We start from the raw sequence: 14,392 nt of genomic DNA, 5'->3' as shown, positions 1-14,392 counted from the left end.
ACGCAGAACCCGCCCAGTCCTGACCAGGACCGGCGGCACCTCCGGCGGGGGCCGGGGACCCGGGCGTACCACCACCCAACAGGTGTGGTCGGCGGTCGGGGTTCGGTTCTGCGGAAGACCCCCGAACACACAGGAGCCATTGAATGGCACGCGTTTCCGGTGTTGACATCCCGCGCGAAAAGCGTGTGGAGATCGCACTTACCTACGTCTTCGGTGTCGGTCGCACCCGGTCCAAGGAAATCCTTGCGGCCACCGGTGTGAACCCCGACACCCGCGTTCGTGACCTGGCCGAAGAGGACCTGGTCAAGATCCGCGAGTACGTGGACGCCAACCTCCGCACCGAGGGTGACCTCCGCCGCGAGATCCAGGCCGACATCCGCCGCAAGGTCGAGATCCAGTGCTACCAGGGTGTTCGCCACCGTCGTGGCCTGCCCGTGCACGGTCAGCGCACCAGCACGAACGCCCGTACCCGCAAGGGTCCGCGTCGCGCGATCGCCGGTAAGAAGAAGCCGGGCAAGAAGTAGTCCTGTTCAGCGGTCTTGCGCTGTAGGACCGACCACCTCCCGTAGGAGATTTAGATGCCCCCCAAGGGTCGTCAGGGCGCTGCCAAGAAGGTGCGCCGCAAGGAAAAGAAGAACGTCGCTCATGGGCACGCCCACATCAAGAGCACGTTCAACAACACCATCGTCTCGATCACGGACCCCGCGGGCAACGTGATCTCCTGGGCCTCCGCCGGCCACGTCGGCTTCAAGGGCTCGCGCAAGTCCACCCCCTTCGCCGCGCAGATGGCCGCTGAGTCGGCCGCCCGTCGCGCGCAGGAGCACGGCATGCGCAAGGTCGACGTCTTCGTCAAGGGTCCCGGCTCCGGCCGTGAGACCGCGATCCGCTCCCTCCAGGCCACCGGCCTCGAGGTCGGCTCGATCCAGGACGTCACCCCCACCCCGCACAACGGCTGCCGTCCGCCCAAGCGTCGCCGCGTCTGATTCGGCGCGCTCAGGCTTCGCACCTGTGCGTCTTTGAGTGTCCGGGCGGTACGAACCCCTCACGGGGGACGTACCGCCCGTACCCTTGTAGTTCGCAGCCCCGTGCATTCATCGGGGTCGCATCCGTCGGGCGTCAAATAGTGGGCGTCCACGACTGAAGGAATCCACATGCTTATCGCTCAGCGCCCCTCGCTGACCGAAGAGGTCGTAGACGAGTACCGCTCGCGGTTCGTGATCGAGCCGCTCGAGCCGGGCTTCGGCTACACCCTCGGCAACTCGCTCCGCCGTACGCTCCTGTCCTCGATCCCGGGTGCCGCTGTCACCAGCATCCGCGTGGACGGCGTCCTGCACGAGTTCACCACCGTGCCGGGTGTCAAGGAAGACGTCACCGACATCATCCTCAACATCAAGCAGCTGGTCGTCTCCTCGGAGCACGACGAGCCGGTCGTGATGTACCTGCGCAAGCAGGGTCCCGGCCTGGTCACCGCTGCCGACATCGCGCCCCCGGCCGGTGTCGAGGTGCACAACCCGGACCTCGTCCTCGCCACGCTCAACGGCAAGGGCAAGCTGGAGATGGAGCTGACCGTCGAGCGCGGTCGCGGCTACGTCTCCGCCGTCCAGAACAAGCAGCTGGGCCAGGAGATCGGTCGCATCCCGATCGACTCCATCTACAGCCCGGTCCTCAAGGTCACCTACAAGGTCGAGGCGACCCGAGTCGAGCAGCGCACCGACTTCGACAAGCTGATCGTCGACGTCGAGACCAAGCAGGCCATGCGCCCGCGCGACGCCATGGCGTCCGCCGGCAAGACCCTGGTCGAGCTGTTCGGCCTGGCGCGCGAGCTCAACATCGACGCCGAGGGCATCGACATGGGCCCCTCGCCGACGGACGCGGCCCTGGCCGCTGATCTCGCCCTGCCGATCGAGGAGCTCGAGCTCACCGTTCGGTCGTACAACTGCCTCAAGCGCGAGGGCATCCACTCCGTGGGTGAGCTCGTCGCCCGCTCCGAGGCCGACCTGCTCGACATCCGCAACTTCGGTGCGAAGTCGATCGACGAGGTCAAGGCGAAGCTGGCCGGCATGGGCCTGGCCCTCAAGGACAGCCCGCCCGGATTCGACCCGACCGCTGCCGCCGACGCCTTCGGCGCCGACGACGACGCGGACGCCGGTTTCGTCGAGACCGAGCAGTACTAAGCACCACCAGTTACTTTCCCGGGGCGTCCGCCCCGGGGGAACTGACACCGGTACCTGACACGGCCGGTGCAGATATGAAGGAGTATGACCATGCCGCGTCCCGCAAAGGGTGCCCGTCTGGGCGGCAGCGCCGCGCACGAGAAGCACCTCCTCGCGAACCTCGCGAAGGCGCTCTTCGAGCACGGCCGCATCACCACCACCGAGGCCAAGGCCCGCCGCCTGCGTCCCTACGCCGAGCGTCTGGTGACCAAGGCCAAGAAGGGCGACATCCACAACCGTCGCCTGGTGCTGCAGACGATCACGGACAAGAGCATCGTGCACACGCTGTTCACCGAGATCGCCCCGCGCTACGAGAACCGCCCCGGTGGTTACACGCGCATCACCAAGATCGGCAACCGTCGTGGCGACAACGCCCCGATGGCCGTGATCGAGCTGGTCGAGGCCCTTACGGTCGCCCAGCAGGCCACCGGTGAGGCCGAGGCCGCCACCAAGCGCGCGGTCAAGGAGGCGGAGGCTGTCGAGACCCCCGCCGAGGAGACCAAGGAGGCCTGATCCCGCTTCGGGATCGAGCTCGCTTGATCGGCTCTGAACGGGTCCGCCCCCTTACCGGGGCGGGCCCGTTCTGCATTCGTGCCGAAGACACAGCTGAGAGAGGATCTGTCACGTGAGTGACGAGGTGGAGCCCGGGCACGTCCGGGTGCGGCTGGACCTGAGCTACGACGGCAAGGACTTCTCCGGCTGGGCGAAGCAGCGCGTGCTGCGGACCGTGCAGGGGGAGCTGGAGTCGGCCCTGCGGACCGTGATGCGGCTGCCCGACCCGGTGGAGCTGACCGTGGCCGGCCGGACCGACGCCGGAGTGCACGCGCGCGGGCAGGTCGCGCAGTTCGACGTGCGCGACGAGGTGTGGGCCGAGCACCAGGACAAGCTGCTGCGCCGCCTCGCCGGGCGGCTGCCGCACGACGTACGGGTGTGGAAGGCCGCCGAGGCCCCCGCCGGCTTCAACGCGCGGTTCTCCGCGATCTGGCGCCGCTACGCCTACCGCGTCGGCGACCACCAGGCCGGGGTCGACCCGCTGCGCCGCGGCCACGTGCTCTGGTACCAGTGGCCGCTCGACGCGGACGCCATGAACGAGGCCGCCGCCGCGCTGGTCGGCGAGCACGACTTCGCCGCGTACTGCAAGAAGCGCGAGGGGGCCACGACGATCCGCACCCTCCAGCAGCTCAGCTGGGAGCGCGGCGAGGACGGGATCCTCACCGCGACCGTCCGCGCCGACGCCTTCTGCCACAACATGGTCCGCTCGCTGGTCGGCGCGATGCTGCACGTCGGCGACGGCCACCGGCCGACCGACTGGCCCGGGAAGGTGCTGGCCGCGGCCGTACGGGACTCCTCGGTGCACGTGGTCAAACCGCACGGGCTGACGCTGGAGGAGGTCGGCTACCCGGCCGACGAGCTGCTGGCCGCGCGGAGCAAGGAAGCGCGGAACCTGCGGACGCTGCCCGGAGCGGGCTGCTGCTAGGCCTCGTGTCCGGGTAACTCGTTTGGGCGGAACGGCGCCGGACCGGGACAATGCCCGGCATGGGACATCTCGAAGCCAGCCACCTGGAGTACTACCTTCCCGACGGGCGGGTCCTGCTCCCCGACGTCTCCTTCCGGGTGGGGGAGGGGTCGGTCGTCGCCCTGGTCGGGGCGAACGGGGCCGGCAAGACCACCCTGCTGAAGATGATCTCCGGTGACCTGCAGCCGCACGGCGGCTCGGTCACCGTCAGCGGCGGCCTGGGCGTGATGTCGCAGTTCGTGGGCTCGGTCCGCGACGAGACGACCGTACGTGACCTGCTGGTCTCGGTGGCCCAGCCGCGGATCCGGGAGGCCGCGAAGGCGGTGGACCGGGCCGAGCAGCTGATCCTGACGGTGGACGACGAGCCCGCCCAGATGGCCTACGCGCAGGCGCTGAGCGACTGGGCCGACGTGCAGGGGTACGAGGCGGAGACGCTGTGGGACGTCTGCACGATGGCCGCGCTGGCGATCCCGTACGACTCGGCGCAGTTCCGCGAGGTGCGCACGCTGTCGGGCGGTGAGCAGAAGCGGCTGGTCCTGGAGGCGCTGCTGCGCGGGCCGGACGAGGTGCTGCTGCTCGACGAGCCGGACAACTACCTGGACGTCCCGGGCAAGCGGTGGCTGGAGGAGCAGCTGGCGGCCACCCGCAAGACGGTGCTCTTCGTCAGCCACGACCGGGAGCTGCTGACCCAGGCCGCCGAGAAGATCATCAGCCTGGAGGCGAGCCCGAACGGCTCCGACGTCTGGGTGCACGGCGAGGGCTTCGGCACGTTCCACGCTGCCCGCAAGGAGCGCTTCGCGCGCTTCGAGGAGCTCAAGCGGCGCTGGGACGAGGAGCACGCCCGGCTGAAGGCCCTGGTGCTGCGACTGCGCGGCCAGGCCGCGATCAGCCCGGACATGGCCTCGCGGTACCACGCGATGCAGACCCGCTTCAAGAAGTTCGAGGAGGCCGGCCCGCCGCCGGAGCCGCCGCGCGAGCAGGACATCCGGATGCGCCTCAAGGGCGGCCGTACGGGCGTGCGCGCCCTCACGGTCGAGAACCTGGAGCTGACCGGCCTGATGAAGCCGTTCTCCCTGGAGGTCTTCTACGGGGAGCGGGTCGCGGTCCTGGGCTCGAACGGCTCCGGGAAGTCGCACTTCCTGCGGCTGATGGCGGGCGAGGACGTCAAGCACACGGGTACGTGGAAGCTCGGCGCCCGCGTGGTCCCCGGCCACTTCGCGCAGACGCACGCGCACCCGGAGCTGTTCGGCCGTACCCTCGTGGACATCCTGTGGACGGAGTCGGCGAAGCCGCTGGGCGCCGCGATGGGCGCCCTGCGCCGCTACGAGCTGGAGCGGCAGGGCGAGCAGCCCTTCGAGAAGCTGTCGGGCGGCCAGCAGGCGCGCTTCCAGATCCTGCTGCTGGAGCTGGCGGGTACGACGGCGCTGCTGCTGGACGAGCCGACGGACAACCTGGACCTGGAGTCCGCCGAAGCGCTGCAGGACGGGCTGGAGGCGTACGACGGAACTGTGTTGTGCGTCACGCACGACCGGTGGTTCGCCCGCACATTTGACCGTTACCTGGTCTTCGGTTCAGACGGTGTTGTGCGGGAGACTACGGAGCCCGTCTGGGACGAACGTAGGGTCGAACGCAAGCGCTAGGGGTAGACGGCCCCCGGCTGGTCGAGGGGACTTCGTTGTGGGGCTGCGGCCTAGCGTCTGGGTCATGAAGTGGGACAGCCCGTCCTCCTGGGACCGTCGGGTGGAGTGGCTGCTGAGGCCCGCCCCCCGGTCCTGGCGGGCGGTGGGTCTGCTGATCCTGCTGTCCGTGGCGGTCTCGGCGAGCCTGCGGGTGAACTGGGGCTCGGACAACGCCTTCGTGGTCAAGGCCGCGGACGCCCTGCTCGCGGGGGTCTCCCCGTACGAGGACAAGCGGTTCCTCTACCTCCCCAGTGCCGTGGTCATGGCGATCCCGGAGGCACTGCTGCCGGCCCCACTGCTGCGCTGCGTGCTGCCGCTGGGGATGACCGGTCTGGTGGGCCTGGGCTGGTGGGCCTCGCTGCGGCTGTTCTCGGTGCCGGTGCGCTCGCGGCTCGCGGTCGGCGGTTTCGGACTGTTCGCGCTGCTCTACAAGCCGTACATCAACCTGGTGCTGATCGGGAACTGGACGGCCATCTCGGCCGCGGCCCTGCCGGTGGCGCTGCTGCTGGCGCACCGGCGGTCCTGGGTGGCGGCCGGGCTGGTGGTGGGGCTCGCCATCGCGTGCAAGCCGATGCTGGTGCCGATCGGGCTGCTCTTCGTACTGGCCCGGCAGTGGCGGGCGCTGGCCGTGGCGGTCGGCGTCCCGGTGGCGCTCTCGCTGGCGGGGGCGCTGATGATGCCGCGCCCGATGCTGTTCTTCACCAAGACGCTGCCGTTCCTGCTGCAGGGCCAGGACTCCTACGCGCTGCCGTGGGACGCCTCGCCGATCGCCGCGCTGCCGCGGCTGGGGGTGCCGGAGCCGCTGGCGGTGCTGGTGGCCTTCGCCGGGGCCGGCTGCGGGCTGTGGGCGGCCTGGCGGCGCTGGCGGCGCCCGGTCGCCGTGGACGGCGACGGCGGCGAGCTGCGGCTGGTGGAGACGGCCTGCATGGTGATGCTCGCCGCGTTCCTGGTGTCGCGGCCGTCCTTCGACCACTACCTGCTCGTCGTGCTTCCGCTGCTGCTGGCTTCGGGGGTGCGGACGGGCTCGATGCCGCGCTCGCCCTGGTTCTGGGTGGCCCTGCTGCCCCAGACGGCGGGCGTCCCGTGGCCGTCGGAGCTGGACCACAAGAGGCGCGCCTTCAAGGACATGGCGACCCTGTGCGGACTGGCCGGTCTGCTCGCGCGTCGTTCTTTGCGCCCGGTCCGGGTTATGGTTGCAGTCGTACGAACTACGGGGTCCCCAACCAGGACCGAACCGGAGTGCGCCGCAACCCCCGTCGAGACGGGATCGCGGACCGCGTTTTGACCCTTCGAGGTCTTCAGGGATACCCTGCTGGTTCGTTATGCGTATTGGCTTGCTCATTCTCACGTGAATTTGCCTTACGCCGGTCCACCGGGCCGATGACCAGCGGTACACACGGGTTGCGTCTCCGATGTGAACCAGGGCTGTCGTGATCGTCCGTGGTGACCCATGTCAGGACCCGTCCCTCGGGCTCACCCCCCGGGGATGACCCACCACTGAAGAAGCGAAGGCATACGCGTGCGTACGTTCAGCCCCAAGCCCGGCGACATCTCGCGCCAGTGGCACGTCATCGACGCCCAGGACGTTGTCCTCGGCCGTCTGGCGACCCAGGCCGCTACCCTCCTGCGGGGTAAGCACAAGCCGACTTACGCCCCCCACATGGACATGGGCGACTTCGTCATCATCATCAACGCCGACAAGGTTCACCTGTCCGGCAACAAGGCGACCCAGAAGATGGCGTACCGCCACTCCGGTTTCCCGGGTGGTCTGCGTTCGGTCCGTTACGACGACCTCCTGGCGAACAACCCGGAGAAGGCCGTCGAGAAGGCCATCAAGGGCATGATCCCCAAGAACACCCTGGGCCGTCAGATGCTCTCGAAGCTGAAGGTCTACTCGGGCGATGTGCACCCCCACGCTGCCCAGCAGCCGGTGCCGTTCGAGATCACCCAGGTCGCGCAGTAGTTCCGGCCACCACACCCCCTAAGACAAGAAACTTCTGAGGAGCATCGTGGCCGAGACCACCGCCGAGACGACCCCCGTCGACGAGTTCGAGGGCAACGTCGAGGAGTACACCACCGAGTCTGTGGAAGCCGTTGAGGGCGACTACACCTCCGAGTCCCTTGCCGGTCGCTTCGGTGACCCCCAGCCGGCCGCCGGCCTGGGCCGTCGCAAGAACGCCATCGCCCGCGTCCGGATCGTTCCGGGCACCGGCAAGTGGAAGATCAACGGTCGCACCCTTGAGGACTACTTCCCCAACAAGGTGCACCAGCAGGAAGTCAACGAGCCGTTCAAGCTGCTCGAGCTCGACAACCGCTACGACGTCATCGCCCGCATCTCGGGTGGCGGCGTTTCCGGCCAGGCCGGCGCCCTGCGCCTCGGTGTGGCCCGTGCGCTGAACGAGGCGGATGTCGACAACAACCGCGCGGCACTGAAGAAGGCCGGCTTCCTTTCCCGCGACGACCGTGCGGTCGAGCGCAAGAAGGCCGGTCTCAAGAAGGCCCGTAAGGCTCCGCAGTACAGCAAGCGTTAATCTGCGCCTGCTGTTCAGCACGAAACCGCCCCGGCAGCACTCTTTGTGCTGTCGGGGCGGTTCGTTTACCGCCACAAGCGGCAAATAGATGGCACAAGCGGTCACAAGCGATGCGAACACTCGGGAGGACAACAGTGGGACGACTCTTCGGGACGGACGGTGTACGAGGCGTCGCCAACGCGGATCTGACGGCTGAGCTCGCGCTCGGCCTCTCCGTGGCGGCGGCGCACGTACTGGCCGAGGCGGGCACCTTCGCGGGCCATCGGGCCACCGCGGTGGTCGGCCGGGACCCCCGGGCCTCGGGCGAGTTCCTGGAGGCCGCAGTCGTCGCGGGCCTCGCGAGCGCGGGCGTGGACGTCCTGCGCGTCGGTGTGCTGCCCACCCCGGCGGTGGCGTATCTCACCGGTGCGCTGGGCGCCGACCTCGGCGTGATGCTCTCGGCCAGCCACAACGCCATGCCCGACAACGGCATCAAGTTCTTCGCGCGCGGCGGCCACAAGCTCGCCGACGAGCTGGAGGACCGCATCGAGTCCGTCTACGAGGACCACCGCACGGGCGCTCCGTGGGACCGGCCGACGGGCGCCGGTGTCGGCCGCGTCTCCGACTACACCGAGGGCTTCGACAAGTACGTCGCCCACCTCATGGGTGTCCTGCCCAACCGCCTCGACGGCCTGAAGGTGGTCCTCGACGAGGCGCACGGCGCGGCCGCCTTCGTCTCGCCGGAGGCCTTCACCCGGGCCGGCGCCGAGATCGTCACGATCGGCGCGGAGCCCGACGGGCTGAACATCAACGACGGCTGCGGCTCCACCCACCTCGGCCTGCTCAAGCAGGCCGTCATCGAGCACGGGGCCGACCTCGGCATCGCGCACGACGGGGACGCCGACCGCTGCCTCGCCGTGGACGCGAACGGCGCCGAGGTCGACGGGGACCAGATCCTCGCCGTGCTGGCGCTGGCCATGCGCGAGTCCGGGCACCTGCGCGAGGACACCGTGGTCGGCACCGTGATGTCGAACCTGGGCTTCAAGCTGGCGATGGAGTCCGAGGGCATCAACGTCGTGCAGACGGGTGTCGGCGACCGGTACGTCCTGGAGTCGATGAAGGAGCACGGCTACGCGCTGGGCGGCGAGCAGTCCGGCCACGTGATCATCCTCGACCACGCCACCACCGGCGACGGCACCCTGACCGGGCTGATGCTGGCGGCGCGGATCGCGGCCACCGGCAAGACGCTGGCGGAGCTGGCGGGGGTCATGACCCGGCTCCCGCAGGTGCTGGTCAACGTCCCCGACGTGGACAGGTCCCGGGTGACGACCTCGGGCGAGCTGGCCGCGGCCGTCGCCGAAGCGGAGCGGGAGCTGGGCTCGACCGGGCGCGTACTGCTGCGTCCCTCGGGCACGGAGCCGCTCGTCCGCGTGATGGTGGAGGCCGCCGACATCGAGCAGGCCCGCGCCGTCGCGGGCCGCCTCGCGGACGTGGTGAAGTCGGCGCTGGGCTAGACCGCCCCGCCCTGCTGTGAGCCGGCCCCGCCGTACGAAGCCTCGTACGGCGGGGCCGTTTGCGTACCCGCTGCCGTTGCCCGTTCCCGTTCCCGTTCCCGTTCCCGTTCCCGTTCCTCCTCCCGTTCCCGTTCGCGGGGCCCCGGGCGGGCTCAGGTCTTCGGCTGGGGCGTCCTGCGGTGCCAGCGGCCGCGCTGGGTGCGCCACAGCAGCTTCTGGCCGGTCAGGGTCAGCACACCGGCCAGGATGATCCCGCACAGGTTCAGCAGCAGCTGTTCCGCCGAGCCCCACATCTGGCCGAACTCGCCGTAGCTCAGGGCCACGGCCGCGTTGGCGGCCGCCGGGACGGTGGTCACCGAGATCGCGACGCCGACCAGCGCGCCGGACTTCGCGGAGGTCAGCGAGAGCACCCCGGCCACACCGGCGAGCAGGGCCACGACGAACGAGAACGGGTCCGGCTGCCAGATGAAGCTGGTGTTCGGGCGGGGCTTGTCCAGCATTCCCGCGTGGAACAGGCCGAGGGCGTCCATCACCAGGCTGAAGACGGTGGTGGCGACCATCGCGGCGGCGAAGCCCACGAGCAGGGCGAACAGGGAGCGGGCGGCCAGCTTCGGGGCGCGCCGCACCAGGCCGGTGCAGACTCCGGCGAGCGGCCCGAACTCGGGGCCGACCGCCATCGCGCCCACGATCAGGACGGCGTTGTCGAGGACGACGCCGCAGGCCGCGATCATGGTCGCGATGATCATGAAGGCGCTGTAGGTGATGCTGAGGTTGGACTCCTCGTGGGTGGCCTCGCTCAGCTGCTCCCACAGCACGGCGTCGGCGCCTTCTCCCGGAGCCTCCTCCTCGGCCCGGTCGGCGCGCTCCGACAGGGAGAGGTCGATGTTCTCGACCGCGATCGAGCCGTCCTTGTCGATACCGAGCCCGCGCAGCTCGTGCAGGAGCGCGTCGCCCGCCTCGCGCGCCACGTCGCACAGCACGATGTCGCCCGGCGGAATGCGGGCCGCACCGGGGAACACCGCCAGATGGGTGGTGCCGACGGTCCCCTCGACGATCCGGACCACGGCGTCCGTCCGGTCGGACGGGGTGATCATCCGTAGATGCAGCATGGCCGCACAGTAGCGTCAGAGCTTGCGCAGGCTCAGCTTCTGCACCTTGTGGTCGGGGCCCTTGCGCACGACGAGGGTGGCCCGGCCGCGGGTCGGGGCCACGTTCTCCAGCAGGTTGGGCCTGTTGATGGTCCGCCACATCGTCTGCGCGTACTCCAGCGCCTCCTCCTCGGAGACCTGCGTGTACTTGCGGAAGTAGGAGAACGGGTTCTGGAAGGCCGTCTCGCGCAGCTTGCGGAACCGGTTGAGGTACCAGCGCTCGATGTCCTCGGGGCGCGCGTCCACGTACACGCTGAAGTCGAAGTAGTCGGCCAGGCCCACCCGGGTGCGGCCGTCCTTGCCGGGCAGGGCCGGCTGCAGGACGTTGAGGCCCTCGACGATCAGGATGTCCGGGCGGCGCACGACGAGCTGCTCCCCGGGGACGATGTCGTAGATCAGGTGCGAGTAGACCGGGGCCGTGACCTCGTCCTTGCCCGCCTTGATGTCGGCGACGAAGCGGGTCAGCGCGCGGCGGTCGTAGGACTCGGGGAAGCCCTTGCGGGCGGTCAGGCCGCGCCGCTGGAGCTCCTTCATCGGGTACAGGAAGCCGTCCGTGGTGACCAGCTCCACGCGCGGGTGCTCCGGCCAGCGGGCGAGGAGGGCCTGGAGGAGGCGGGCCACCGTGGACTTGCCGACGGCGACGGAACCGGCGACCCCTATGACGAAGGGGGTGCCCTGCTGCGCGCCGTGGCCGTTGCCGGCGTCGCCGAGGAAGGTGTTGAGGGTGCCGCGCAGGTTGCTCGTGGCTTCCACGTACAGGTTCAGCAGCCGGGAGAGCGGCAGGTAGACGTCGCGGACCTCGTCGAGGTCGATGACGTCGCCCAGGCCCCGAAGCCGCTCGACCTCGTCGGCCGTGAGCGGGAGCGGGGTGCGCTCGCGCAGGGCGCTCCACTCGGCGCGGGTGAGGTCGACGTAGGGGGACGCGTCGGACCGGCGGTGGGGGCGCTCCGGGCGGTCGGTGCGCTCCGTTGCGCGGTCCGGCGTGCTTCGTGGCGGCGAAGTGATCACAGGGCCATTGTCGGGGCTCGGAGGCCGTTGTGGGTGGTGTGGTCGGTCACGTGGGATGGGGTCGTATGTCCCGGGCCGGGCGGGTTGTACGGGGGCCGGTATCGATTGGAGGCAGCTGCGGTCTCATCGGGATCACGATGCGCGGGGCGGCCGGTAAACGTGGACGGGGCGGTGCGGGGGCCCCGTACGGTGTTGATCACCGCAGCTCTTCAGGCCGCTCCCTTTCCGGGGGCCGCCGCGCGCTGCCCTTTTCACCGAATTTCCTGTGGGGGGAAAATCATCATGCGCACCGCATTCGTACGCCGTACCGTCCTGTCCGCCGCGGCCCTGTCCCTGGCGCTGCTCGCCACCGCCTGCGGCGGCTCCGACAAGGCGGACGCGAAGGACGACACCAAGCCGTCCGCCCCGGCCAAGGTGTACCGGACGACTTCCTCGCCGCCCGCCCCGGCCCCCGCGCCGTACGGGCAGCAGCCGCAGCCCTCGTACGGCCAGGTCCCCGGACAGGCTCCCGGCCAGTTCCCCGGCCAGCAGCCGCCCCCGTACGGCCAGCAGCCCCCCGGCTACGGCCAGCCCATGCAGGCGGCTCCCGCCGCCGGCGCCGGACTCGCCGCCGCCCTCCAGCCGTACAAGGAAGCCCCCACGGGCGCCCGCTGGACCCCGCAGAACCAGCAGCTCATGCGCGTCGACCTGTCGATGGGCGGTCAGGCCGTCCTCGCCCGGCAGGGCAGCATGGTCCTCTACCAGGGCAAGGTCGACTTCAGCTACAAGGGCGCGGGCTTCGCCGGCCGCATCGTCGGCAACGCCACCGGCCAGGAAATGCAGCTGATGCGCTGCACCGGCCGCGGCCAGGTCTTCCTCGCGGAGACCGGCGCCCACCTGCACGCCATCGAGCTCCAGGGCGACGGCATCTGCGTCTCCGCCGAGAGCGTCCTCGCCTTCGACGAGTCGCTCCAGCACGAGGTCCGCCGCATCGAGGGCCACGGCATCCCCGGCGGCGCGCTGTTCACCATGCAGTTCCAGGGCACCGGCACGGTGATCGTCAAGACGCACGGCGTGCCCGTCGTCCTGCCCGTCACCCCGACCACCTTCGCCGACAGCAACGCCATCGTCGCGTGGTCCTCCGCCGCCCAGGTGATCATCTCCAGCCAGGTCCGGCTGCGCCGCAACGCCTACCCCGGCCACAGCGGGGAGACCGTGAACCTCCAGTTCCGCGGCGCTCCCGGCAACTTCATCGTCGTCCAGCCGTACGAGGTCTGAGGGAGCCCCACATGAATGCCATGAACGCAATGAACCAGCAGCTCGCGGGCTACGCCCCGACCCCCGTCACGGCCCGCATGGAGAACCACGGCCGGGCCATGCTCAAGGTCGCCATGCAGAGCGGCCAGGACCTCTTCGCGCGCACCGGATCGATGGTCGCCTACGAGGGCTTCGTGCAGTACGAGCCCAACCCGCCGGCCGTCCGCCAGATGGCCTCGCAGTGGCTCACCGGCGAGGGCGCCCCGCTGATGAAGTGCACGGGCGACGGCCTGCTCTACCTCGCCGACTACGGCGCGGACGTCGTCGTCATCAACCTCAACAACGACTCGCTCTCGGTGAACGGCACCAGCCTCCTCGCCTTCGACGCCCACCTCCAGTGGGGCGTCGAGCGGGTCAAGGGCATGGCCAAGTTCGCCGGCCAGGGCCTGTTCAACGTCTCGGTCGCCGGCACCGGCTGGGTCGCCATCACCTCGCGCGGCACCCCGATCGTGGTCGACTGCGGCCGCGGCGAGGACGAGACCTACGTCGACCCCGACGCGCTCGTCGCCTGGTCCCCGAACCTCAAGGTCAAGGGCAAGCGCAGCTTCAAGGCCTCGTCGATGATCGGCCGGGGCAGCGGGGAGGCCTACCAGATGGCCTTCTCAGGCCAGGGCATCGTCGTCGTACAGCCCAGCGAGGACAGCACCGACCGGCTCCGGGCCCGGGGCTGAGGGGGAGAAGACACATCATGCAGAGCTCACTTTTCGCCCACTCCGAGGCACAGTCCCAGGAGCGGTACGCCGTCCAGAACCCGCAGCTGCTGCGGGTCTCGCTCAGCGGCTCCGACGACGTGCTCGCCCGCAAGGGCGCCATGGTCGCCTACCAGGGGATCATCGACTTCGACGGCGAGTACCAGAGCACCGGCCAGCGAAACGCCCGCAGCCGCACCGGCGAGGGCCTGGACCTCATGCGCTGCTCCGGGCAGGGCACGGTCTACCTGGCCAACCTGGCGCAGTACGTCCACGTCCTGGACGTGGACCAGGACGGCCTCACCGTCGACAGCAGCTACGTGCTGGCCCTGGACTCCACCCTGCACACCGAGGTCATCGCGGTGGACAGCCAGTACGGGATCTCCGGCTCCGGCAAGTACCAGCTCAACATCACCGGCCGCGGCAAGGTCGCGCTGATGACCTCCGGGCAGCCGCTGATGATGCAGGTCACGCCCGACAAGTACGTCAACGCCGACGCGGACGCCATCGTCGCCTGGTCCACCTCGCTGCGCGTGCAGATGCAGGCCCAGACGCACTCCACCGGCGTGTGGCGGCGGCGCGGCAACACCGGCGAGGGCTGGGAGCTCAGCTTCCTCGGCACCGGCTTCGCGCTGGTCCAGCCCAGCGAGATGCTCCCGCCGCAGAACGCCCAGATCGGCCAGGGCGCGGCCGCGCAGTTCGGCATGGGCCAGCAGGGCGCCCACGCGCAGAACCAGAACAACGCCTGGAACTGATCCGCGGCAGGCTCGCGGACACGGAAGAGGGGCGGCCCCGCATCGGTGGGCCCGCCCCTCTTCC

General features: G+C 69.9%; 14 protein-coding genes and 1 pseudogene. 13 read left to right on the top strand and 2 right to left on the bottom strand.

Annotation, left to right across the window (positions count from 1 at the left end; genetic code table 11):
• The first annotated feature begins 143 nt into the window (after positions 1 to 143).
• The 10 genes from rpsM to glmM all read left to right on the top strand — a co-directional run bounded on the left by rpsM (position 144) and on the right by glmM (position 9,432).
• The gene (gene rpsM, locus DRB89_RS08675) at positions 144 to 524 is read left to right on the top strand and encodes a 30S ribosomal protein S13 (protein ID WP_053682609.1); all 381 of its coding nucleotides are present in this window, start codon (positions 144 to 146) and stop codon (positions 522 to 524) included.
• Positions 525 to 578: 54 nt separating this feature from the next.
• On the top strand, positions 579 to 983 hold the full coding sequence (rpsK, locus tag DRB89_RS08670) for a 30S ribosomal protein S11 (RefSeq protein ID WP_006376016.1): 405 nt from the start codon (positions 579 to 581) through the stop codon (positions 981 to 983).
• A gap of 168 nt (positions 984 to 1,151) precedes the next feature.
• Positions 1,152 to 2,174 (top strand): DNA-directed RNA polymerase subunit alpha, encoded by a 1,023-nt coding sequence (locus DRB89_RS08665; protein WP_008739666.1) that lies wholly within the window; start codon positions 1,152 to 1,154, stop codon positions 2,172 to 2,174.
• A gap of 90 nt (positions 2,175 to 2,264) precedes the next feature.
• Positions 2,265 to 2,726, top strand: coding sequence for a 50S ribosomal protein L17 (rplQ, locus tag DRB89_RS08660; RefSeq protein ID WP_030154710.1), 462 nt, complete (start codon positions 2,265 to 2,267; stop codon positions 2,724 to 2,726).
• A gap of 112 nt (positions 2,727 to 2,838) precedes the next feature.
• Entirely contained in the window at positions 2,839 to 3,690 is an 852-nt protein-coding gene (truA, locus tag DRB89_RS08655; protein ID WP_112447736.1) for a tRNA pseudouridine(38-40) synthase TruA, read from the top strand.
• 59 nt (positions 3,691 to 3,749) lie between these two features.
• On the top strand, positions 3,750 to 5,369 hold the full coding sequence (locus tag DRB89_RS08650) for an ATP-binding cassette domain-containing protein (protein WP_112453279.1): 1,620 nt from the start codon (positions 3,750 to 3,752) through the stop codon (positions 5,367 to 5,369).
• 64 nt (positions 5,370 to 5,433) lie between these two features.
• Complete coding sequence (locus tag DRB89_RS08645; RefSeq protein WP_112447735.1) at positions 5,434 to 6,693, top strand: glycosyltransferase family 87 protein; 1,260 nt, start codon at positions 5,434 to 5,436, stop codon at positions 6,691 to 6,693.
• A gap of 234 nt (positions 6,694 to 6,927) precedes the next feature.
• Entirely contained in the window at positions 6,928 to 7,371 is a 444-nt protein-coding gene (rplM, locus tag DRB89_RS08640) for a 50S ribosomal protein L13 (RefSeq protein ID WP_112447734.1), read from the top strand.
• A 46-nt stretch (positions 7,372 to 7,417) separates the two neighbouring features.
• Positions 7,418 to 7,939 carry a 30S ribosomal protein S9 gene (gene rpsI, locus DRB89_RS08635; protein ID WP_112447733.1) on the top strand — a complete coding sequence of 174 codons (522 nt, stop codon included), beginning with the start codon at positions 7,418 to 7,420 and terminating at the stop codon, positions 7,937 to 7,939.
• A gap of 134 nt (positions 7,940 to 8,073) precedes the next feature.
• Positions 8,074 to 9,432, top strand: a complete 1,359-nt coding sequence (gene glmM, locus DRB89_RS08630; RefSeq protein ID WP_112447732.1) for a phosphoglucosamine mutase — start codon at positions 8,074 to 8,076, stop codon at positions 9,430 to 9,432.
• A 152-nt stretch (positions 9,433 to 9,584) separates the two neighbouring features.
• Here the strand turns inward: glmM and DRB89_RS08620 are convergent, their stop codons facing one another.
• Together DRB89_RS08620 and coaA are read right to left on the bottom strand one after the other, a co-directional pair.
• Positions 9,585 to 10,541 carry a DUF389 domain-containing protein gene (locus DRB89_RS08620; protein ID WP_112447730.1) on the bottom strand — a complete coding sequence of 319 codons (957 nt, stop codon included), beginning with the start codon at positions 10,539 to 10,541 and terminating at the stop codon, positions 9,585 to 9,587.
• A 15-nt stretch (positions 10,542 to 10,556) separates the two neighbouring features.
• Positions 10,557 to 11,588: a type I pantothenate kinase gene (coaA, locus tag DRB89_RS08615; RefSeq protein WP_112447729.1), complete on the bottom strand. Its 1,032-nt coding sequence runs from the start codon at positions 11,586 to 11,588 to the stop codon at positions 10,557 to 10,559.
• A 435-nt stretch (positions 11,589 to 12,023) separates the two neighbouring features.
• On the opposite strand from coaA, the pseudogene DRB89_RS08610 reads away from it, so the two are divergent.
• The 3 genes and pseudogenes from DRB89_RS08610 to DRB89_RS08600 form a co-directional block, all read left to right on the top strand.
• Positions 12,024 to 12,845 (top strand): annotated as a pseudogene (locus tag DRB89_RS08610) (AIM24 family protein); the annotation flags it as partial.
• Between the two features lie 29 nt (positions 12,846 to 12,874).
• Positions 12,875 to 13,555 (top strand): AIM24 family protein, encoded by a 681-nt coding sequence (locus DRB89_RS08605; RefSeq protein WP_112447765.1) that lies wholly within the window; start codon positions 12,875 to 12,877, stop codon positions 13,553 to 13,555.
• Positions 13,556 to 13,572: 17 nt separating this feature from the next.
• Positions 13,573 to 14,328, top strand: coding sequence for an AIM24 family protein (locus DRB89_RS08600; protein ID WP_112447766.1), 756 nt, complete (start codon positions 13,573 to 13,575; stop codon positions 14,326 to 14,328).
• Positions 14,329 to 14,392 lie beyond the last annotated feature (64 nt).

It is taken from the genome of Streptomyces sp. ICC4, from assembly GCF_003287915.1.
Lineage (GTDB): Bacteria > Actinomycetota > Actinomycetes > Streptomycetales > Streptomycetaceae > Streptomyces > Streptomyces tritrimontium.
Note: the sequence above shows the minus strand (reverse complement) of the source record. Positions and strands in the feature narration are given on the sequence as shown.

Bases quoted from the DNA above. Each gene is read 5' to 3' on its own strand.
- rpsM (WP_053682609.1), top strand. From the start codon at position 144: ATGGCACGCGTTTCCGGTGTTGACATCCCGCGCGAAAAGCGTGTGGAG.
- rpsK (WP_006376016.1), top strand. From the start codon at position 579: ATGCCCCCCAAGGGTCGTCAGGGCGCTGCCAAGAAGGTGCGCCGCAAG.
- DRB89_RS08665 (WP_008739666.1), top strand. From the start codon at position 1,152: ATGCTTATCGCTCAGCGCCCCTCGCTGACCGAAGAGGTCGTAGACGAG.
- rplQ (WP_030154710.1), top strand. From the start codon at position 2,265: ATGCCGCGTCCCGCAAAGGGTGCCCGTCTGGGCGGCAGCGCCGCGCAC.
- DRB89_RS08650 (WP_112453279.1), top strand. From the start codon at position 3,750: ATGGGACATCTCGAAGCCAGCCACCTGGAGTACTACCTTCCCGACGGG.
- DRB89_RS08645 (WP_112447735.1), top strand. From the start codon at position 5,434: ATGAAGTGGGACAGCCCGTCCTCCTGGGACCGTCGGGTGGAGTGGCTG.
- DRB89_RS08620 (WP_112447730.1), bottom strand. From the start codon at position 10,541: ATGCTGCATCTACGGATGATCACCCCGTCCGACCGGACGGACGCCGTG.
- DRB89_RS08605 (WP_112447765.1), top strand. From the start codon at position 12,875: ATGAACCAGCAGCTCGCGGGCTACGCCCCGACCCCCGTCACGGCCCGC.
- DRB89_RS08600 (WP_112447766.1), top strand. From the start codon at position 13,573: ATGCAGAGCTCACTTTTCGCCCACTCCGAGGCACAGTCCCAGGAGCGG.